The sequence below is a fragment of the Bradyrhizobium sp. LMTR 3 genome, from assembly GCF_001693485.1.
GTDB lineage: Bacteria > Pseudomonadota > Alphaproteobacteria > Rhizobiales > Xanthobacteraceae > Bradyrhizobium.
Map to the genome: position 1 here is coordinate 237,152 of NZ_MAXC01000049.1, position 21,351 is coordinate 258,502.

Genomic DNA, 21,351 nt, shown 5'->3' on the forward strand with positions numbered 1-21,351 from the left:
CATTGATCGTGACAGCAGACGCGACGGCAGACGGCTTATCTCTTTTAAGTGCGGAAGCGGTGCGCAGTCGCGCGCACCGGATGCTGGAAATCGGCTTGAACGACCAGCTTCAGCACTTCAAAGTCGATCTTGGCCGGCTCGACGAGGCGGTTGATCTCGTGCTTACGACAACGCACAAGGCCTATCCGACGTTCGATGTTCCCTTTCATTCGCGCTGGCGCCATTTTGTCGTCGGCGGCATCGATCGCTGGGCAGCACTTGCCGACGCCAAGAATTGGCGCGACAGGAAAGAGCGCGCTCGCGCCGAGTTTGACCTCGCCATAATCAGCGTGCTGCTCGACGCCGGAGCAGGTCCATCGTGGCGCTATCGCGATACCCTGACGGGTGCCAGTATTGGCCGTTCGGAGGGGCTGGGGCTTGCCAGTCTGGATATGTTTGCGCGCGGCGTGTTCTCAGCGAAGGCTGACGAGCCGCTGCGGGCCGATGCCGTTAGGCTTGAACGCCTGACCGTTGCCGATCTGCAGACTGGCTTTCAGGTTGCGGACGACAATCCATTGGTTGGCCTCGAGGGGCGCATCAGCCTTCTTCGCCGGCTCGGTCAAGTAGCATCGGCGTCACCGCAGATTTTCGCCCGCGGCGACACGGCCCGGCCCGGCGGGTTGTTCGATCACCTCACAGGGGCGGCCAACGCGGGGGTGATCGCGGCCTCGACGATTTTGTCGGAGCTTTTGCGCCAACTGGGGCCGATCTGGCCGTCGCGCATAACGCTCGGCGAAATTCCGTTAGGAGATTGCTGGCGTCATCCGGCGCTCAAGACCGAGGATGAGACCAGCGGGCTGGTGCCGCTGCACAAATTGTCGCAGTGGCTATCGTATTCGCTGATCGAGCCGATACAGCGGGCGGGGCTGCTGGTGACGAATATCGACGGCCTGACGGGCCTTGCGGAATACCGCAACGGCGGATTGTTCGTCGACGCCGGGGTACTGGTGCTGCGCGACCCTATGGACGCGCAACGCGAACATGATGTCGCCTCGACGCTCGTGGTCGAGTGGAGGGCGCTGACCGTCGCGCTGCTGGATCGGTTGGCGGATCTGCTGCGGCAACGCGTTGGTCTTGACGCGGTCTCTCTTCCACTGGCGAAGATTCTGGAAGGCGGCACTTGGGCGGCGGGCAGGGCGCTGGCGTTCGCGCGCCGGCCCGACGGGTCGCCGCCCGTCAAGGTCAGTAGCGACGGTACGGTTTTCTAGTATCTGTTTGACGCGTTTTCTTCATGCGAACAGGATATCCGGTTCGCTCAAAAATGCTATGGAACGCGATTCGATTACTCGCAGGGAGCAAAAGCATGGAAGGCATTACGATCGTGGATCATCCGTTGGTCCAGCACAAGCTTACGCTGATCCGCGACAAGACGATTTCGACCAAGTCCTTTCGCGAGCTCCTCAAGGAGATCGGAATGCTGCTTTGTTACGAGGTGACGCGCGATCTGCCGCTGACCGATGTGGAGGTCGAGACTCCGCTTGCACGAATGCACTCCGCCAAGATCGCGGGTAAGAAACTGGTTTTCGTGCCGGTGTTGCGGGCAGGGGTGACCTTTGTCGACGGAATGCTGGACCTCGTTCCGACCGCCCGCGTCGCGCATATCGGGCTCTACCGCGAACCGCATTCGTTCGTGGCGGTCGAATATTTCTTCAAATCGCCGTCCGATCTTCACGAGCGGCTGGCGATCGTGGTGTCGCCGGTTCTTGCGACGGCGAACACGGCGGTGGCGGCGGTGGACCGGCTGAAGGAGCGCGGCGCGAAGGATATTCGGCTGGTATGCCTGCTCGCCGCGCCGGAAGGTGTGGAGCGCTTCCGGGGCCTGCATCCCGATGTGCGGTTGTGGACGGCCGGTATCGACGAGGGGCTCGATGCAAACGCCTTTATCCTGCCTGGCCTCGGTGATGCAGGCGACCGCGCCTACGGCACGCGATAAGGCACCGACAGGTCTCGGCGCGCCTTACTGGAAGGCCGTTTCGGAGAAGTTTCTGAGCTTGCGCGAGTGCAGCCGCTCCAACGGCATGTCCGCCAACTTCTCCATCGTGCGGATGCCGATGGTCAGATGCTGGGCCACCTGCCGCTTGTAGAATTCGGTGGCCATGCCGGGCAGCTTCAGTTCTCCGTGCAACGGCTTGTCGGACACGCACAGCAAGGTGCCGTAGGGTACGCGGAAGCGGAATCCGTTGGCGGCGATGGTCGCCGATTCCATGTCGAGCGCAATAGCGCGCGACTGCGAGAGTCGCTGGATCGGACCACGCCGGTCGCGCAATTCCCAATTGCGATTGTCGATGGAAGCAACGGTGCCGGTGCGCATGACGCGCTTCAGGTCGTATCCGGATAGCCCGGTCACTTCCGCCACGGCCTCCTCGAGCGCGACCTGGATTTCGGCCAGCGCGGGAAGGGGCACCCATAGCGGGAGGTCGTCGTCGAGAACATGATCCTCCCGCATGTACGCATGCGCCAGCACGTAGTCGCCCAGCGCCTGGGTGTCGCGCAATCCGGCGCAGTGCCCGAGCATGAGCCACGCGTGTGGTCTGAGCACGGCAATATGGTCGGTGATCGTCTTGGCGTTCGCAGGTCCGACACCGATATTGACCATGGTGATGCCTGCGTAGTCCGGCCTCTTCAGATGATATGCCGGCATCTGCGGCAGACGCGCCGTTGTGACGCCGGCGGCCGGTCGCTGTTCGCCCCGCCTGATGATGACGTTGCCGGGCTCGACGAATTCGGCATAGCCGGTATCGCCGTTCGCCATCAGGTCCCTGGCGCGAGCACAGAACTCGTCGATGTAGAATTGGTAGTTGGTGAACAGCACGAAGTTCTGAAAGTGGTTTGGGCTGGTGGCCGTGTAGTGCTGCAGGCGATGCAGGGAATAGTCGACGCGCTGCGCGGTGAATTGCGCCAGCGGCCTCGGCCGGCCGACCGGCGCTTCGTATGTGCCATTGGCGATCTGATCGTCGGTTCCATCAAGATCTGGAACGTCGAACAGATCTCGAATCGGTCGCTTGATGTTCCTGGCGGCGGCGCCATCAACGTATGTGCCTTCCTGAAAAGCAAAATGCAGCGGGATGGGGGTTTCCGATTCCGATACGACGACCGGAACGCCGTGGTTGCGCATGATCAAATCGAGCTGTTCGATGAGATAGGTTTCGAACAGGTCGGGCTGGGTGATCGTGGTCGAGTAGTGTCCGGGCGTCGGCATGTGGCCATAGGATTGACGAGAATCGACCTGGGTGTATGAGCTCGTGGTGACGCTGATTTCCGGGTAGAACGCCCGGTATCGCCGGTTACTGTCGCTGCCAGCCGCGAGCGCGGCGAAGGAATCGCGCAGGAACTGGGTATTTCGGGCATAAAGTGATCGCAAAGCCGCGACCGCCTTGCGCGCGTCGTCGAAGCTTTGCCGCACGAAGGGCTCTGGTGTGGCTATTGGCCCGATGGCTTGGGGGCGGCCGTGATTCTTCATGACCCTAACGTAGTATCTTGGACCCGCCCTGGGGAGGCTTGGCAAGGGGAACTTCCGGGCCCGGAAGCAGGCTCGCTTGCCGGACTTCGTCCAGAAATGCCCTGGCCAGCCGTGATAGGCGGCGGCCTCCGACCACAGCATGCAGGCCACGGCAATGGTTTGGGTGCAAGGGGCCGGACGACGGGGCGCTTCTAGTGCGAAACTGGTGCAGTATGTTCGCAACCGAAGCTTGGGACGCGTCTGTAGTAGCGAGCCAAACACATTCATGAAACGCAAAGCCGGCGAATGATCATGAGCTTCTTCGAGCGCCTAAAGACAGCAGCATCCGCCGAGTGGCGGGCCTACACCGAACATCCCTTCACGAACGGGTTGGCGGACGGTTCGCTCGCCGAGGCCGCGTTTCGTCACTACCTCGTCCAGGATTACCTTTTTCTCATCGAGTTTGCCCGCGCCTACGCGCTCGCCGTCTACAAGTCGCCCAAGCTTGCCGACATGCGTGAAGGGGCAGCCGGCCTCTCGGCCATCCTCGACGTCGAGATGAACCTGCATGTGAAGCTCTGCGCCGGCTGGGGCCTGTCGCCCGGCGATCTCGAACAAGCCCCGCCTGCCGTCGAGATGCTGGCCTATACACGCTACGTACTTGACGCTGGAATGCGCGGTGATCTGCTGGCACTCAAGGTGGCGCTTGCGCCTTGCGTGATCGGCTACGCGGAGATTGCGACGCGGCTTGCGTCGCGACCCGATGCGCTCGCTGCAACGAACCCATATCGCGTTTGGATCGCCGAGTATGCCGGCACGCCATACCAGGACGTTGCGGCGAAAGCGCGGGCTCATTTGGAGAATCTCGCCGATCTCTACGCCACACCGGCCCGCGAGGCCGAGCTGATCGCGATCTTCAAGGAAGCAACGCGACTCGAATCGGACTTCTGGGAAATGGGCTGGCGCGCAGGCCAGCGTGCATAATAGTCAGTGACAGCGGACTGCTGTTTGGCTTCCAGGTTGAGCGAGTGCGACGGTCGTCGAAAGCGGGCCGCCCTCCCGATCCTGCGCTCTACTTGCCGGGAGCTGTAGCGTTCTGAGCCTATTTCAGCCACCCTTTGACTCTTGCGCAGAGCGCTTCCGTCGATATGCCGTAGCGGTCGTGCAGCGTTGGCAACGCGCCGGCGGCGAGGAATTCGTCCGGCAGACCGACCATGCGAAAGGCCGGATGCACGCCCTCGCGCATCAGCAGGCCGGCGACAGCCTCGCCCAGGCCACCATTGACCGTGTGGTTCTCGGCAACCACGACGAGTCGGCCGGGCTTTGCGCAGCAGGCCAGGATCGTTGCCGCATCGAGCGGCTTGATTGTCGGCACGTGCAGGACACCGGCATCGATCCGGTCGCTCACCAGCGCCTTCGCGGCTTCGAGCGCACGCATCGTCATGATGCCCGAGGAGATGAAGAGGACCTCGTACCCGTCCCGCAGCAGCTTGGCCTTGCCGAGCTCGAAGCTGTAGCCGTACTCGTCGAGCACGAGCGGAACCTGCCCACGTAGGAGGCGCATGTAGACCGGCCCCTTGTGGCGCACCATTGCCGGCACGACCTGCTCGATCTCGTGTGCATCGCAAGGATCGATCACCACCATATTCGGCATGGCGCGGAACAAGGCGAGGTCTTCGGTCGCCTGATGGGAGGGACCGTAGCCTGAGGTGAGGCCCGGCAGCGCGCAGGCAATCTTCACATTGCGGTCTTCCTCCGCGATCGTCTGGTGGATGAAGTCGTAGGCGCGACGCGAGGCGAAGACGGCATAGGTCGTCGCGATGGGCGTGAAGCCTTCCGCGGCCAGTCCGGAGGCGGCACCGAACAGCAACTGCTCCGCCATCCCCATCTGGTAGTAGCGATCGGGAAAGGCCTGCGCGAAGATGTGCAAGTCGGTGTACTTGCCGAGATCGGCGGTCATGCCGAGGATCGAGCCGTCCTCTTTCGCCAACTCGACGAGCGCGTGGCCGAATGGAGCCGGCTTCGTTCGCTGCCCTTCGCCTGCGATCGAGGCGATCATCGCGGAGGTGGTGAGGCGCGGCTTGCCGGCGTCGGTCCTCGGAGCTGCGGGCTTCATGAAGGCTTCCTCTCGTCGAGTGCGTCGAGCGCAAGCCGCCATTCATGGGCATCCACGCGGATGAAATGGTTCTTCTCGCGTGCCTCCAGGAAGGGCACGCCCTTGCCCATCAGCGTGTCGGCGATGATCATGCTGGGCTTGCCCTGGCCGTGCTGCGCCTTGGCCGCATCGAAGGCGGCGCGCACCGCCGCGAGATCATTGCCGTCGATGCGCCGGACGAACCAGCCGAAGGCCTCGAGCTTCTCCGTCAGCGGCTCGAAGCCCATGACCGTGGTCGAGGGACCGTCGGCCTGCTGGTTATTGACGTCGACGATGGCGACAAGGTTGTCGAGCTTGTAATGGGCGGCGGACATGATCGCCTCCCAGACCGAGCCTTCGTCCAGCTCGCCATCCGAGAACAGCGTATAGACGCGACTGTCGGAACCCTTCCGCTTCAGGCCGAGGCACTTGCCGACCGCGATGGACAGCCCGAGTCCGAGCGAGCCGCCCGACATCTCCATGCCGGGCGTGTAGCTCGCCATGCCGGACATCGGCAGGCGGCTTTCGTCCGAGCCGTAAGTCTCCAGCTCTTCCTCCGGAATGATCCCGGCCTCGATCAGCGCCGCGTAGAGCGCGATCGCATAGTGGCCGTTCGACAGCAGGAAGCGGTCGCGTCCTTCCCAGGCGGGATCGTCGGGCCGGTAGCGCATGGCGTGGAAGTAGGCGGTGGCCAGGATGTCGGCGACATCCAGCGCCTGCGCGATGTATCCTTGCCCCTGGACCTCGCCCATCAGGATGGCATGGCGCCGGATATTCCACGCACGGCGTTCAAGCGAAACGTTGTGGCCGAGTGGAGCGGTTCTCATGAGTACTGAGCCTTCTTGAGAGTGAGCATTGGCGACACTGGCGAGGACTGCCGGCCGGAGCGGCCGGCTGGCCCTCAGCCGTGGATCAGCATGCCGCCATTGACGTCGATCACCGCGCCCGTGACGTAGGCCGAGAGGTCGGAGGCGAGGAACAGGTAGATGCCCGCCACGTCGCTCGCGTCGCCGAGCCGGTTGAGCGGGATCCCCTTGATGATCTCCCTGCGCATCTCGTCGGTCAGCTTGCCGCCGGTGATGTCGGTCTGGATCAGGCCCGGCGTCACGCAATTCACACGGATGCCGTCCGGCCCGAATTCGCGCGCCATCGCCTTGGCGAGTCCGAGCACGCCCGCCTTCGCCGAGGAATAGTGCGGCCCGCCGAAGATGCCGCCGCCGCGTTGCGCCGAGACGGAGGACATGCAGGCGATCGAACCCTGCTTGCGCGCCTGCATATGCGGGATGAAGACCTGGCTCAGGAACAGAACACCCTTGCAGTTGATGTCCTGGATCCGATCCCAGCTTGCCTCGTCGATCTCCAGTGTCTTCACCGGCTGGGTGATGCCCGCATTGTTGATCAGGACATCGAGCTGACCGAAGGCCTTGATGACCTTGTCCGCGGCGGCCTGACAGGACGCCTTGTTCGCGACATCGCAGCCAAGGCCGATATGCTGCGGGCCGAGCTCGGCGGCGGCCTTTTGCGCGGCCGCCTCGTCGATATCGAGGATGGCGACGCGCGCACCATGACTCGCGAAAAGCTTCGCCGTGGCCAAGCCGATGCCGCGAGCGCTGGCGGCGCCGGAAATCGCGGCGGTCTTGTTCTGAAGCAGCATTTCATCCCTCGAACTGGTGTGATCTTTGTTGCGTGATACTGACTCGCCTTTTTCCATGGGAAAAACGCAAAAATTGCGCTATTTGATGAATTGAATTCATCTTTCCCTTTCCGGCCTCCAGGCGATGGTCGGCCGGTGTTCGTAGTCGTCAGACGTCGCGGAGTCGGGCTCCTGAGAAAGACATGAGACGCTTGCCGCTTTCCGCGCTCCAGGCCTTCGAGGCCGCAGCCCGGACGGGCTCCTTTCGGGCAGCCGGCGAGGAGCTCGGCATTTCGCCGAGCGCGGTCAGCCACGCGGTCCGCAAGCTCGAAAGCCTGATGGGCGCGGTGCTGTTCGACAGGCAGAGCCGTGCCGTCCATCTCAACACGGCGGGCGAAGCGCTGGTGCGCCACGTCGCGTCTGGCTTCGACGAGATGCGGCAAGGCATTGAGACCGTCGGCTCGCGCTCCGGCAACCTGCTGCGGCTGCACTGCGCGCCGTCCATGGCCGCGCAATGGCTCATGCCGCGCCTGCGAGATCTTCTGGCCAAGCAGCCCGGGCTCGAGGTGCGGCTTGCGGCCGGGGTCGACTATCCGAGGTTTGAGCACGACGAGTTCGACGCCGACATCTGCTACGGGCCACCGCGGCAGGAGGGATTGATCGTCATCCCGCTCGGCGAGGAGACCGTCACCCCTCTCTGCGCGCCGGATATCGCTGCGCAGATCACCTCAGCGAAGGATCTCCTCGACGCGAAGCTCATCGAAAGCGACAACAAGCGCGTGCGGTGGAATAGCTGGTTCGATGCGAACGAGATTGCTCCTCCGGCTCCCCGTGGCTCGCGCTTCGACCGGTCCTTCATGGCCATCGCCGCAGCCGTCGACGGACTCGGCGTCGCCCTGGAATCGACACGGCTGGCCGAGCGGGAAATTGCAGCCGGCCAGCTCGTCGCTCCGCTCGCCGGGCGGGCAAAGGACGTCGGCTACGTCGGGCACTACCTCGTCTTTCCACGTGTGGCCAAGGCCCGCCGGTCGGTCCGGATGTTCACGCACTGGCTGACGCAGGAGTTGAGCCTGCCTCCGCCAAAGATCTGAAACAAGGCTGCGCCACTTAATGACTGGAGAGACATCGTGAACCTCTATGCAAAACTCCTCGAACGCGAAGCAGAGGGACGCCCCGTCAAGGTCGGGTTGATCGGTGCAGGAAAGTTCGGCGCGATGTACCTTCATCAGGTTCTGCGTACGCCCGGCGTGCATCTCGTCGGCATCGCCGATCTATCGCCATCTCGTGCGATCGAGAACCTGAAGCGCGTCGGGTGGACCGAGGAGCGGTATGGCGCAGTCTCTCTTGATGATGCCCTTGAGAATGGCACGACCTTCCTGACCGACAACTGGGAAGCGCTTGTCAATTACCACGGCATTGACGTGATTGCCGAATGCACTGGTAATCCGGTGGCTGCCGTCGAACATTGTTTAGCGGCATTTTCGGCCGGCAAGCCGATCATCAACGTAACGGTCGAAGCTGATGCGTTCTGCGGACCGATCCTGGCGCACAAAGCCAGGCAGGCAGGTGTGATTTACAGCCTTGCCTATGGCGATCAACCGGCTTTGGCTTGTGATCTCGTTGACTGGGCGAGGGCATGCGGCTTCCCGGTGGTCGCGGCTGGTCGCGGTCACAAATGGCTGCCGCAATATCGGGAATCGACGCCTGAAACGGTGTGGGATCACTGGGGGCTGACCGCCGAGCAAGCTGCACGCGGTGGCATGAACCCGAAGATGTTCAACGCTTTCCTTGACGGATCGAAGCCGGCGATCGAATCCGCTTCGATAGCGAACGCGACCGGCCTGGAGGCGCCCTCGCAGGGGCTTGCGTTTCCTCCGGGATCAGTCGACGACATTCCTACGCTGATGCGCCCCCGCTCGGAAGGAGGAGTGTTGGAGGCCAAGGGTCAAGTCGAGGTTGTGTCCTGCCTCACGGCCGACGGAGTTCAGATCCCCAACGATATTCGAAAGGGCGTCTGGGTTTGCTTCGAAGGTGATAGCGAGTACATCCGCAACTGTTTCGAGGAGTACAAGGTCGTCACGGACCCGAGCGGCCGTTACATGAGCTCCTACAAGAAGTGGCACCTGATCGGTCTGGAACTCGGAATATCGGTTGCAGCCATCGCGCTTCGCGGCGAACCGACAGGTGTCGCAACGACCTTCAATGCCGATGTTGCCGCTGCCGCGAAGAAGGATTTGCGTCCGGGAGATGTACTCGATGGGGAAGGAGGTTACACCGTCTTCGGAAAGTTGACGCCCGCCAGCACGTCGCTGGCGAAGGGATATCTCCCGCTAGGTCTTGCGCACAATGTGCGAATGATCCGGCCAGTAGCCAAAGACTCCTGCATCACCTGGGTCGATGTAGCGATCGACGAGACGCTGCCCGCCGTGCGTATCCGACGGGAGCAGGAGGCGCTCTATTCCCCGGCCGCTACACGAAAACGCGCCTAGCTTGTCGCCCGTCACCAGACGTCCTTTCCAAGTGACAATTCGCTGAAAATTATTGAGGTGATCAAGCGCCATATAGAGGGCCTAGTGACGGGTAAGCGTACGGCGGAGAAGGTCATGCCTGAGCTGGTTGGAGATGTGTCCAATCTTCTGCCAAAGTGAGGCGGCCAGTCAGCGATCGAACGGACACGCGCTACTGGAGCATCCAGGGAAGAAGGAGCACTTCATGAAGATGATCAAGGGACCAGGGATATTCCTCGCTCAGTTCACCGCCGACGCCGCGCCGTTCAACTCCTTCGACGCGATCTGCGAATGGGCCGCCTCGCTTGGCTACGAGGGGATTCAGATCCCGAGCTGGGATGGGCGACTCTTCGACCTCGGCAAGGCCTCGGAGTCGCAGGACTATGCCGATGAGGTGACGGGGATCGCAGCCGGTCACGGCCTTTCCATCACCGAACTCTCGACCCATCTCCAGGGTCAGCTCGTCGCGGTTCATCCGGCCTATGACGCAGCATTCGACGGCTTCGCCGTGCCGGAGGTGCGGGACAATCCCAAGGCGCGCACCGAGTGGGCGATAGACCAGGTCAAGCGCGCAATCCGCGCCTCAAGGCGCCTCGGGCTTGCGGCGCAGGCGACCTTCTCCGGCGCATTGGCCTGGCCCTATGTCTATCCCTGGCCGCAGCGTCCGGCAGGCCTCGTCGAGGCCGCCTTTGACGAGCTCGCCAGGCGCTGGGAGCCGATTCTTGATTATGCGGAGGAGCACGGCATTGATCTCGCTTATGAGATCCATCCAGGCGAGGACCTGCACGACGGTGTCTCCTATGAGATGTTTCTCGAGCGAGTGAATGGCCACACGCGCGCGAACCTGCTCTACGATCCGTCGCACTTCGTGCTACAGCAGCTCGACTATCTCGACTACATCGATATCTATCATCAACGCATCAAGGCCTTCCACGTCAAGGACGCGGAGTTCAACCCGACGGGCCGCCAGGGAGTCTACGGCGGGTTCCAGAACTGGGTCGATCGTGCCGGCCGCTTCCGCTCACTGGGCGATGGTCAAGTAGATTTCGGCGCGATCTTCTCCAAGCTCACGCAGTACGATTACGGCAGTTGGGCGGTGATGGAATGGGAATGCGCGCTGAAGCATCCTGAGCAAGGCGCGCGCGAGGGCGCCGAATTCATCAAAAGAAATATCATTCGGGTGACGGAGAAGGCCTTTGATGATTTCGCAGGTTCCGCCACCGACGACCAGATGAACCGCAAGATGCTTGGCATCTCCTGAGCGAGGAAGAAGAATGGCTATTGAGGCAAGCAACACGGCTGGCGGTCATGGTCGTATCCGGCTGGGCATGGTTGGCGGCGGCCAGGCATCTTTCATTGGCGCCGTCCACCGCATTGCCGCGCGTATCGACGATCAGTTCGAGTTGACAGCCGGCGCGTTGGCGTCGGACCCGGTCCGAGCCAAGGCCTCGGCGAAGGAGCTCGGAATCGCCAACGACCGCGCCTATAGCTCCTTCGAAGAGATGGCGAAGGCGGAAGCCGCGCGCCCCGACGGGATCGAGGTGGTTTCGATCGTGACCCCCAACCACCTGCACGGCCCGGTCGCCAGGGCCTTCCTTGAAGCCGGCATCCACGTCATCTGCGACAAACCGCTGACGACGACCGTCGCAGAGGCAGAGGAATTGGTGGAACTGGTCAGGAGGACAGGCAAGGTCTTCGTCGTGACCCACAACTACACGGGCTATCCCATGGTCCGACAGGCCCGCGCCATGGTCGCGAACGGCGATCTCGGCGAGATCCGGCTGGTGCAGGCCGAATACCTGCAGGATTGGCTGACGGAGCGGTTAGAAGCAAGCGGGCACAAGCAGGCCGCGTGGCGCACGGACCCGACGCGATCCGGCCCTGGCGGATGCATCGGCGACATCGGCACCCACGCCTACAATCTCGCCTGCTTCGTCACTGGACTTCAGCTTGACGAACTGCTCGCCCAGCTCTCGACCTTCGTCGGCGGCCGGCGTCTCGATGATGACGCCCAGATCCTCCTCAAGTGGAAGGGAGGTGCCAAAGGTATGCTTTGGGCGAGCCAGATCGCGGTCGGCAACGAGAACGGCCTGACGCTGCGCGTCTATGGGACCAAGGGCGGCCTCGAATGGGTACAGGAAAATCCGAACCATCTCTGGTTCACCCGCTATGGGCAGCCCAAGCAACTCCTCACCCGCGGCGGTGCCGGCGCCTTGGTCGAGGCGGGCCGTCTCACCCGCGTGCCATCGGGGCATCCCGAGGGTTACCTTGAGGGGTTCGCAACAATCTATACTGAGGCAGCGCGCGCTATCCGCGCAGCACAGGCCGGCAGATCGCCCGATCCGGCGGTGATTTTCCCGACCGTCGAGGATGGCCTTGCCGGTGTGAAGTTCATCGAAGCTGCGGTGAGCTCATCCGCAAACAATGGCGCCTGGGTTCGGATCACGTAAATGCCGACGTGTCCATCTTATCCACGCCGAGGCGTAGGCCTAGGCTGAAGCAAGCGGGCAATCGTCAGGAATCGGGAACCTACTATCGGGTGGAGAAGGGGGACGATCGAGACGCCTCCGCTCCCGAGCGACGTTTCACTGGACGACCAGATTGGATACGTGCGTCCGCGATCAAATTCGCATATGTACGCAGCCCGAGGCGTAGCTCTCGCATCAGAGCGGGCCTGTTCGAAGCAACACTCGCCATCAGCTCCAGTTGGTGGCGAATCAACGACGGGTTCAAGGTGGGCCATTCCAGCAAAGCGCGTGTTGCCAGCAGGGCAACGAAGCGAAAGAATTCTTCATCGCGGACTGCGATCTCTTCTTCCTCGCCCCTGGGCATGGTGGCCCTCCATCTGCTCGCACGGTGGAGGAAGTCGGGTCGCAAAGGCGTCGTCTTTCTTGCTGAAAACGAGAATAGGGCCGAGCGGCTGGGTGCCGTCATTCATGCCCTCGCCCCTTCGTGCGATGTGCTTGTTTTTCCAAGACTGAATACGCTGCCATTCGATCAGCTTGAGCCTTCGCACGAAATCGCGGGTAGACGAAGCTCGGTCTTGAGGCGCGTTGCCAAGCCTGAGAAGCCGATCCTGCTCGTATCTACGGCAGAGGCCGTGATGGAGCGCCTTCCCACGGCGGCGAGTTGGTCCCGGATCATCCTCCGTTTGAAAGTCGGTGCCGTGTTCTCCGAACGAGATCTCCGGGCGCGGCTTGAGGCCCTCGGATACGACCTCGATGACGAGGCGGACTATCCCGGCGGCGCGCTGTTTCACGGGAAGACATTCGAGATTTTTCCCGCCGGCGCGCTCGGTCCGTTCAGAGTAGAGCATTCCGGCGGGGTGATACGTCGGATCGTGGCGTTCGACCCGATAGAACATGACATCGTTTTTGAGACGAAAGAGCTTCTCATCGACCCGATGTCGGAGCGGCTGGCGTTCCGGAACATGCGCGGAAAGCGCTCGACCCTGTTCGACTATTGCGGTCGAGCCAAGTGGATCGCGGATGCCGGCGTTTCAGCGCACGCTGATAGCTGGCTCAGCACGATCGAGGAGGCGGCGGGTCGCACGGACAGAGACCGGGAATACCTCGGAAGACGCGAATGGAAGCAGGCGACCAGGCGTATGAATGTGCTGTCGCAAAAGGCACCTTTCGCTCCCTCACCGGACTTTTCGCAGGTTGCATCGCCCAGGAAGGCGCTTCGTGCGTTCGTCGACGATACGCGGCGCGCCGGTTCGCGACTGGTTTTCGTCGCAGCGCATGAGGACGATCTGCGCGTGCTGGAACGGATGAGCGGAGTCAAGGCGGAGCACTTTGCGGATTGGAACGAGGCGACGGCCGGACGCAATCGTGAGGCGGCGCTCCTGGCCGACTTCGATAGGGGTTTTGTCGTGCCTGATCGGAAGCCTCTTGTCGTTGTGACTGCTTCCGATGTGCTCGGCAGCAGGGCTCATCATCCGCAGCCCCTGGTGAGAGCTTGGAGTGGGGCTTTCGACCACGCAGATGTGCCGGAGCAAGGGACTGCGGTGGTTCATTTGCAGCGAGGGCTGGCCTTGCTCGACGGCTTGCAGACCGTGGCAACGGGGGGCGGGTTGTCGCGCGAGATGATCAGGCTCGAATTTGCGGGAGACGATGCAGTGCTCGTTCCGCCCTCTGACCTAGCCTTGATCTGGCCATATGCGTCGGAGCGCGGCGAACTCACCCTCGACAAAGCGGATGGAAGTACATGGTGGAGCCGGCGTACCGAGGCGGAGCGCGAAATTCAAATCGCCGGCAAGCAGCTCGCCAAACACATCAGCCAGCGGCGGCGCCGGCGGGCTCCGAAACTTGTACCTCCTGGTCCCATCTATGAGAGGTTCGTCGCGCGTTTTCCGTATTTCACGACAGTCGACCAAGCGAAAGCCATTCGGGACGTTTTGGATGATCTTGCGTCGGGCCACCCCATGGACAGGATCATTTGCGGCGACGTCGGTTTCGGCAAAACCGAAGTGGCGTTGCGAGCCACGGCCGCCGTCGTATTGTCGGGGAAGCAGGTGGCGATCGCGGTGCCGACGACCGTCCTGGCAAGGCAGCATGTCGCGACTTTCCGCAAACGCTTCGCTCCGTTTGGCATCGAAGTGGGGAGTTTGTCGCGAACCGGTTCGGGCGCAGAGACAAGAGAGGTGAAGGAGGGGCTGAAGAGTGGCAAATTGAAGGTCGTGGTCGGAACGCAGGCCCTCGCCTCGAAAGACTTGAAGTTCGCCGGGCTCGGCCTTGTCGTCATCGATGAGGAACAGCATTTTGGGGCGACCGAGAAGGCGAAACTTTCCGGGCTGGCCAAGAGTATTCATGCGCTTTGGATGAGCGCCACGCCGATTCCGCGGACTCTCGCGGGCGGTCTTGCTGGCTTCAGGGACCTTAGCGTCATTGCCTCTCCGCCCATTCATCGACTCCCGGTCGTCACAAAGGTCGCTCCTCTTTCAGATGCTGCTATTGCCTCCGCATTGCTGCGCGAGCAAAGGCGGCACGGGCAAAGCTTCTTGATCTGTCCGCGAATTCAGGATCTCGATCCGATGCTGGCGCGCGTTCAATCGGTGGCTCCGGATCTCCGCATCGTCTGTCTGCATGGCAAGTTGCCTGCCGACGACATAGATGACCGAATGATGAGCTTCGTCGAAGGCGCGGCCGATGTGCTGCTGGCGACCAACATCGTGGAGAGCGGTCTCGATATCCCACGTGCAAACACGATCGTGGTCTGTTGGCCCGAAAAGTTCGGTCTTGCGCAACTTCATCAGCTCAGAGGAAGGGTGGGGCGCAGCGGGATACGCGCGTTTGCGCATTTGCTGACCGATTCGGGCTCGGAGCGATCTGAGAAGCGATTGGCCGTTCTGGAGGAGTTCAACAGACCCGGCGCGGGTTTCGCGATCAGTGCGCGGGATCTGGACCTCAGGGGAGCGGGGGACGTGCTTTCAGAGCGACAGTCGGGCCATGTGCAGGTGTTCGGGCCGGTGCTCTACAGCCACCTTCTGAAATTGGCCTCGGAGAAAGCCGACGACAGAACAGCCGACCTGTGGGTGCCTGATCTGAATCTGCCGGTAGGGGACATGTTGCCCGCAGGCTACGTGCAATCGGAGGCGGTTCGGCTGGAAATCTACGGCCGCGTCGCCAGATGCCGAAGCGAAGATGAGCTGGACGATCTCGAGGAGGAGACCTCTCGTCGCTTCGGCAGATTGCCTCCGGCGGCCCGCGATTTCTTTGCGGCAGCAAGGCTCAGAATCGACTGCAGGCGAAGAGGAATCATAAGACTTGATGTCGGCCTGGATGCCGTAGCCGCGACATTCCTGCCGGGACGACTTCGGAAATCCAGGGCGCGATCCCTGCAACGCGATGGCGATCGGGTTGTCTACATCAGCAACGGACGCGATGGACCGCTTAGGAAGGTCGAAGAGTTCCTCGACCTTTTGGATGAGTAATCGCGGCGTTGCTATTCAACTAACATGAGAGACAACCGATCCTCGTCTTCAGCTTCGGGACCTGCTGCGAAATACTTCCCGTGAGAAGCCACTTCGAAGGCGCGGCGCGCTCGGGATCTATGGAAGCTCTGTGAGGACGTCCAGCAACGCACGCGCCAAGCCCTTTTGGTCGGCAGGCAGGCCGCGACGACGTGCCGTTTCTTGCAGTGCTAGAGTCGCCTCAATCTGGATGCGATACAGTGCCGGGTTTTGGTCGACACCGGCCGTTGCCGCCGGCTCGCCAAGGGGCCGAAGGTCAGGCAGGAAAGCCGCCCGCACCGCCTGAGATCCGCCAGCAGATCGTACAGCTCGTGGTTCCGGTCCGGTTCAGGATGTAGTGCCTGCGAGGAGGGCGGGCCTGGAATTGCGGGTGGGCGTGCTTAGTTCCCGAAGATCACCGGAGGTTCGCTAATGGTCCGGAAGTCGCTTTTCGCCGCAACGCTGGTCATTTGGCGCAACATCGGCGATGCGACGATCACGGCATTTCGGGCGTATTTCGAGAAGCTTGGACGTCGGCTGGGCCAGAACCTGACGATCGATGTTCTAAATATCGATCTTGCCGGTCACTATGAGCCGTGGCGGCGCAACGTCTCCGACGTCCGGATCATGCGGGACGTTACCCCGCCAAGCTTCAAGCTGCGTTACGTACTCACGGAAAGGGGAAAAGCCAGACAAGGCGGTGAAGATACCCTCACTGATATCAACTACCAAATGAATGCCTCGGTGCGCTTCTCCAGCGACCGCTATGCCTGCGAGCAGGCCCTGTTGGACGACTGGTTCCGGCGCACCTTTGCCAATCGCAGCCACCATCAACGACGGGTATTTTGAGGCGACGCCCCGAACGGCGAGGCCGGGCATCTGAGACAGTCCATCTGACGTGACGACACCTGTCGGATCGCTGGGGCGACGGACGCGTTTGCGATGCGGCATCTGAACTGCGCTCACTGAGAAGAAAATCCTATGAAATATATTGGGATTGGCGGGGTTCACAGGGGAGGGCAGGTCGAGGACCGCTCATGCGTCGTACCCGGTTGGTGATCGCAGACCGACACCCGATCGTTCTGCAGGGCTTGACGTCAGTATTCGCGGCTCATCGTGACTTCGAGATTATTGCGTCTTGTCGCGATGGAGCCAGCTGCGTTGAAGCGATTCGGAATTTGGCACCCGATGTCGTGCTTCTCGAGGACACATCGCCTGACGTGACGGCATCTGAAGTTCTCGCCATTGCCAAAGCCGAGAATCCTTCCACCCGGCTGGTTTTCTTCACCACATCACTCGAACATGGCGATCTCGCCGCGGCAATCGCCGCCGGGGCCTGCAGTGCGATTTCGAAGTATGCGAGCCCCGAAACTTTGGTGCAATCCCTGAGGCTAGTGGTAGAGAGAATCAGTTTTCTGCCAGAACCGTCCCCAGACTTGGCGCCGACCGGGAAGGAAGTAAGCGGCGCCAATATCGAAAGTCCGCTGGCAGTGCTGACGGATCGCGAGCGCGAAATTATGCGTCTGGTGTCCGAAGGTTTGTCGAATAAAGCAATTGCGCGCCAGCTGAACATTTCCCAAGGCACCATCAAAGTGCACCTCCACCACATATATCAGAAGCTTGAGATCAACAATCGGACGGTGCTCGCGGCGCTCGCCATATCACAACGATACGGCGGGTTCGGCACGCTCTCGCTTGCAGCACTGACCTGCGCAGCGATGGACGACGCCGCGAACCCGTACGCGTCGAAGGCAACCTTCGTTGCCAGCAGTCCCCGCGAGGATGCCACCGCCGACGAAACAGTGTTGGATGGCGGAGCATACGATGTTTCGAGGGCCCATTTCCGTGGCGCGCTCTACCTCAACGGCGCGACCGGCGTTTACACCTATGTTCCCGGCAATGACACGGTCAATGCGCTGGCGGCGCCCACGGCCGAAACCTGCGCAATCACGGTTTCGCACGGCACTCTCTCGGGCAGCCAAACCTATAATGTCACTATTGGCGCTGCCAATGCCGCACCGGGCACGCCGAGCGCGACCGGCCAACTCGATTCCGACATCTACAACACCGCCAATACGTTCACGGCAGCCAGCTCGACGAGGCCGAGCTTGGGCGGCTACGGCACCTTCATGATGACGGCGGCCGGAGTGTGGACCTACGCGCTCGACAACGCCAACAGCGCCGCGCAGGCGCTCGATGTCGGCGATACCCGGACCAATACCTTCACCGTGACCACTGCAAGCGGCACCGAGCAAGTGGTGACGGTCACCATTCGTGGCAGCATCGATGCGGACCTCAACGATTTCGACCCCTTGGGGGACCGCGGAATATCCGAACCGCCGTTCGTCTTCGGGACCTCCCGAGGCGACACCATCGCTGGAGGCGGCCATGAATTTCAAATCGTCCATGCGGGCGCCGGCGAGGAGGATACCGTCAACGGCACCGGCAAGGATGACCCTCTGTATGCAGGATCCGGCAATGACAGGTTCAGGGGCAATGACGGCAATGACACGATCTACGGAGGCCCCCGAACCGTCAACGACAACAACGGCGCCGATACCTTCGTCTATCTCGCCGCGACGGACTCCAGTTCGGCCCAGTTCGATTCCATCACCGATTTCAAATTCGGGTCGGATAGGATCGATCTGGCGGCCTTTGGCGCGCTTGCGTTCATGGCGCTGTCTGCAACGGCTAAAACCGTGCCGCCGCATACTATCGCCTCGATCTATGACAGCGCGAGCAATCAAACCATCGTGTACGTGAATCAGACCAATCAAGCCCTTGATATAGGCGATTCGGCCCTTCTAGAAATCTACCTTCAGGGCGATGCGTTCGCTCAGGATTCGGATTTCGTCCACGAGCCGGCAACAGCGACCGTCGCGGCCACCGGCGAAGCGATCGATCCGGCGCTGGCCGCGATGACGGCAGGAGACGTTCTGACGGCGAGTGGCGCCGAGGCTTCCGTGGAAGCGACTGTCAGCGAAGCTGCGCGCGTCACAGACAGCATTTGGACCACATCCGACGAGAGCTTCAGCTTCCGTTTCGTGTGGGAGCGGGTCGATTCAACCAGTTCTGCCCAGCTTGCCAGTCTCGACCAAGCTCCGGGGCATGCAACCGAAGACGGCAGGGATGACGCCGTTACCCTCGTCAGAGGGTCTTCGGTCGAGCTTCCGCGCGGTCACGCGACCGGACCAGTGGAGGATCACTCCAGGTTCGATCAAGGGCCGATCCACGCAAGCACCGTCGCAATGACGACCAGAGATGTAGCCGCAACGCTCGCGGGAGGCACGATCGATCATGGCGGCTTGGCCGTGGCACCGGGGAGCGGTGCCAATCCCGGCCAATCGCAGCGCGAGTTGCACGCAGTGTCTGCAGACGCATCAAACAACTCACATTCGGAATCGAATCCGAACGCTGCCAGCAAGGACCAGTCTGCCCCCGCCGATGCCGGTCACGCAGAGATGGCAGCCGCCCCGGTACTCGGAGATTCATTCCAGTTCAAGAGCGAGATGGCCGCCTCCAAACATTCAGATGCTGTGGCAGATGTGGGCAACGGTCCGGCTTCGACCTCGCATGACTGGCACGCCGGACATAATGGGCTGGCAGCGATCCAGGATACGGAACCGCCCGGGCTTTCGCTCGCTGAGCAATACGCCGCTGATCACGCCGGGGGCGCGCAGCATCATGTGCCGCACGATCTGATCGTGTGACGGTGCTGTTTTCCGGTCTTAGAGGGCGCGGCGAACGCGACCATCCATCGTGCGCACAGCCGATCCTGCACAGCGCGGACATCATCGATGGCTCTTGCCTATTTTCCACCCGCCGTTCGGCTTGCGCTTGTAACATCGAGGAAGTCTTCAATCGTCAAGTCAGGAAATCCTAGTTCATGTCCGCTCGACGCGCGGAAGCGAACGTCAGCGGCTCAAGCCCCGACGTGTGGTTTGAGCCAAATCAAACCGCCGCGTCATTCCTCCGCCCCAATGGACAACAATACAACGAGTCTCCATGAACTCCTTGATTGTGATCGCGGCCTCCAATCAATCCTTGATGGCACAAAGCGGCGCCGTGCTTATCGCGGTGCCTCGCTTGCGGAACGGCTCCGGCTTGCGGGCAACCAATGCGAACGACTCGGCAGCCTGCTCCCGCGATATCAGCCGATAGCCGATAATCCAGGCGCGCCAGAGCACGTACAAGGGGAATAGGACGGAGAAATACGAGCTGATATAATATGGCCGGAGCTCCTCGACTTGCAGGCCGCAGCGCGCAGAAAAGCGACGAAAATCTCGCGGCGTACAATGATCATACGTGGCCGGAAAGCCCAAGTGATCAGCCCGATTCGGCATGAACGCCGATAGTAGGCGTAGCTTCAAACGCTGGGGCAGCAGCATATTCAGCCGGGCGTAAAGCGCATTGCGCGACGGCACGAACACGAGCAGAGCGCCGCCCGGCTTGAGCAATCTCGCCATTGTGGCAAAGGCAGCCTCGGTACCACGAACGTGCTCGAGCGTTGACTTGCAGACAACGATATCAGCGGCGTTCTGATCCCCAAAGGTGGTAATGTCAGCCGCAATGGTGCGGTCGTAAAGCCCGCGCGGAGCTTTTGCTAACTGCTGCTCATCGATGTCCACGCCGGCAACTGTCAGACCAAGGCGGCGCTTGGTTTCAAGGTCCACGCACGGCCGAGCTCCGCCGCCGACGTCAAATATGACCAGTCCCGGACGCAAGTATCTCGGAACAACGCACCGTTTGAAATCCTTCGAGCCGTCGACGCGGAACGAGCGCGGCAAGAGTTGATCAAACGCGCGGCTCAGCGCTACTTGCGAGGCGATAAGCTGGGATGCGATCCGGCCGATCCTCTTCCAGAGAATATCGTCGGACATCGCGTCAACCCCTGTTGTGTCGGCTTTGTCCGGAATCATGGATGAATCTCAGCTTCGCTCGTGCTGCCCAACCCGGCCGTCGGCAGGCAGTATTCGATACCGAGCCAGTGCGGGATTCGACCCGTAGTGAGCAGCAACGTGGTCGCAATGATGATTCGCAAATCGTTCAGCGTGCCGATTTCGCGACTGTAGCGCTCGTAACAGGCGAATTTGGCCGGCATGATTACACGTTGATAGACATCAATCGGATTGCGCTTCCCACTGAGCAGGGCGCTCTCGTCACGAAACAAGATGGCTGCGTAGTCGGTGATTCCGGGCCGCATCGCGAGGATGATTGCGCGTTGATCCGGCGCGTAGAGTTTCATGAACTCCGGCACCTCGGGTCGCGGACCAACGATCGACATGTCACCGAGCAGGACGTTGATGAATTGCGGCAACTCGTCGAGCTTGGTTCTCCTGAGGAACGCTCCCGCGCGCGTGATCCTCGGGTCGGCGCGTACCGTTAGTGCCGTGCCGGCCGCCCCGACTACCATCGTGCGGAATTTGTAGATACGGAACGACCGGCCTCCCTGTCCGACCCGTTCCTGACGAAAGAAGATCGGACCGCGACTGTCGAGCTTGATAATGACTGCAACGACCGCCAGCACGGGCAACAACAAGAGCAGACCGGCTACTGATAGCAGAATGTCCAAAGTGCGCTTCGCTGCCATAGCCCCGTGCGATGGACGGTCCGGCACGCGGCCATTGAAGTGTGACTGCATAGCGC

Annotated in this window: 16 protein-coding genes; 10 read left to right on the top strand and 6 right to left on the bottom strand. The window is 61.6% G+C overall.

Features of this window, described 5'->3' with window-relative positions; genetic code table 11:
* Positions 1 to 8 precede the first annotated feature (8 nt).
* The gene (locus LMTR3_RS29450) at positions 9 to 1,247 is read left to right on the top strand and encodes a URC4/urg3 family protein (protein WP_065748632.1); all 1,239 of its coding nucleotides are present in this window, start codon (positions 9 to 11) and stop codon (positions 1,245 to 1,247) included.
* Between the two features lie 95 nt (positions 1,248 to 1,342).
* Positions 1,343 to 1,972: a uracil phosphoribosyltransferase gene (gene upp, locus LMTR3_RS29455; RefSeq protein WP_065748452.1), complete on the top strand. Its 630-nt coding sequence runs from the start codon at positions 1,343 to 1,345 to the stop codon at positions 1,970 to 1,972.
* A 24-nt stretch (positions 1,973 to 1,996) separates the two neighbouring features.
* Here the strand turns inward: upp and LMTR3_RS29460 are convergent, their stop codons facing one another.
* Positions 1,997 to 3,499 carry an AMP nucleosidase gene (locus tag LMTR3_RS29460; protein ID WP_065748453.1) on the bottom strand — a complete coding sequence of 501 codons (1,503 nt, stop codon included), beginning with the start codon at positions 3,497 to 3,499 and terminating at the stop codon, positions 1,997 to 1,999.
* Positions 3,500 to 3,790: 291 nt separating this feature from the next.
* On the opposite strand from LMTR3_RS29460, the gene tenA reads away from it, so the two are divergent.
* Entirely contained in the window at positions 3,791 to 4,462 is a 672-nt protein-coding gene (gene tenA / locus LMTR3_RS29465) for a thiaminase II (RefSeq protein ID WP_065748633.1), read from the top strand.
* Positions 4,463 to 4,580: 118 nt separating this feature from the next.
* Here the strand turns inward: tenA and LMTR3_RS29470 are convergent, their stop codons facing one another.
* From LMTR3_RS29470 to LMTR3_RS29480, 3 genes are all read right to left on the bottom strand, one after another.
* Positions 4,581 to 5,594, bottom strand: coding sequence for a transketolase family protein (locus LMTR3_RS29470; protein ID WP_065748454.1), 1,014 nt, complete (start codon positions 5,592 to 5,594; stop codon positions 4,581 to 4,583).
* Complete coding sequence (locus LMTR3_RS29475) at positions 5,591 to 6,439, bottom strand: transketolase (RefSeq protein ID WP_065748455.1); 849 nt, start codon at positions 6,437 to 6,439, stop codon at positions 5,591 to 5,593. Before LMTR3_RS29475 ends, LMTR3_RS29470 begins: the two co-directional genes overlap by 4 nt.
* Positions 6,440 to 6,513: 74 nt before the next feature.
* Positions 6,514 to 7,266, bottom strand: a complete 753-nt coding sequence (locus tag LMTR3_RS29480) for an SDR family NAD(P)-dependent oxidoreductase (protein ID WP_065748456.1) — start codon at positions 7,264 to 7,266, stop codon at positions 6,514 to 6,516.
* A gap of 182 nt (positions 7,267 to 7,448) precedes the next feature.
* On the opposite strand from LMTR3_RS29480, the gene LMTR3_RS29485 reads away from it, so the two are divergent.
* From LMTR3_RS29485 to LMTR3_RS29525, 7 genes are all read left to right on the top strand, one after another.
* Complete coding sequence (locus LMTR3_RS29485; RefSeq protein ID WP_065748457.1) at positions 7,449 to 8,336, top strand: LysR substrate-binding domain-containing protein; 888 nt, start codon at positions 7,449 to 7,451, stop codon at positions 8,334 to 8,336.
* Between the two features lie 36 nt (positions 8,337 to 8,372).
* Positions 8,373 to 9,734, top strand: coding sequence for an NAD(P)H-dependent oxidoreductase (locus tag LMTR3_RS29490; protein ID WP_065748458.1), 1,362 nt, complete (start codon positions 8,373 to 8,375; stop codon positions 9,732 to 9,734).
* A 223-nt stretch (positions 9,735 to 9,957) separates the two neighbouring features.
* On the top strand, positions 9,958 to 11,013 hold the full coding sequence (locus LMTR3_RS29495) for a sugar phosphate isomerase/epimerase family protein (protein WP_065748459.1): 1,056 nt from the start codon (positions 9,958 to 9,960) through the stop codon (positions 11,011 to 11,013).
* A gap of 13 nt (positions 11,014 to 11,026) precedes the next feature.
* Complete coding sequence (locus LMTR3_RS29500) at positions 11,027 to 12,202, top strand: Gfo/Idh/MocA family protein (RefSeq protein ID WP_065748460.1); 1,176 nt, start codon at positions 11,027 to 11,029, stop codon at positions 12,200 to 12,202.
* A 380-nt stretch (positions 12,203 to 12,582) separates the two neighbouring features.
* Complete coding sequence (locus tag LMTR3_RS29510) at positions 12,583 to 15,687, top strand: DEAD/DEAH box helicase (RefSeq protein ID WP_065748462.1); 3,105 nt, start codon at positions 12,583 to 12,585, stop codon at positions 15,685 to 15,687.
* A gap of 450 nt (positions 15,688 to 16,137) precedes the next feature.
* Positions 16,138 to 16,554: a DUF3016 domain-containing protein gene (locus LMTR3_RS29520; protein ID WP_065748464.1), complete on the top strand. Its 417-nt coding sequence runs from the start codon at positions 16,138 to 16,140 to the stop codon at positions 16,552 to 16,554.
* A gap of 188 nt (positions 16,555 to 16,742) precedes the next feature.
* Entirely contained in the window at positions 16,743 to 19,415 is a 2,673-nt protein-coding gene (locus tag LMTR3_RS29525; protein WP_084029877.1) for a LuxR C-terminal-related transcriptional regulator, read from the top strand.
* Between the two features lie 327 nt (positions 19,416 to 19,742).
* Here LMTR3_RS29525 and LMTR3_RS29530 read toward each other — a convergent pair whose 3' ends face one another.
* Positions 19,743 to 20,624 (bottom strand): class I SAM-dependent methyltransferase, encoded by an 882-nt coding sequence (locus tag LMTR3_RS29530; protein WP_065748466.1) that lies wholly within the window; start codon positions 20,622 to 20,624, stop codon positions 19,743 to 19,745.
* Positions 20,621 to 21,346 (bottom strand): sugar transferase, encoded by a 726-nt coding sequence (locus LMTR3_RS29535; protein ID WP_065748467.1) that lies wholly within the window; start codon positions 21,344 to 21,346, stop codon positions 20,621 to 20,623. Before LMTR3_RS29535 ends, LMTR3_RS29530 begins: the two co-directional genes overlap by 4 nt.
* Positions 21,347 to 21,351 lie beyond the last annotated feature (5 nt).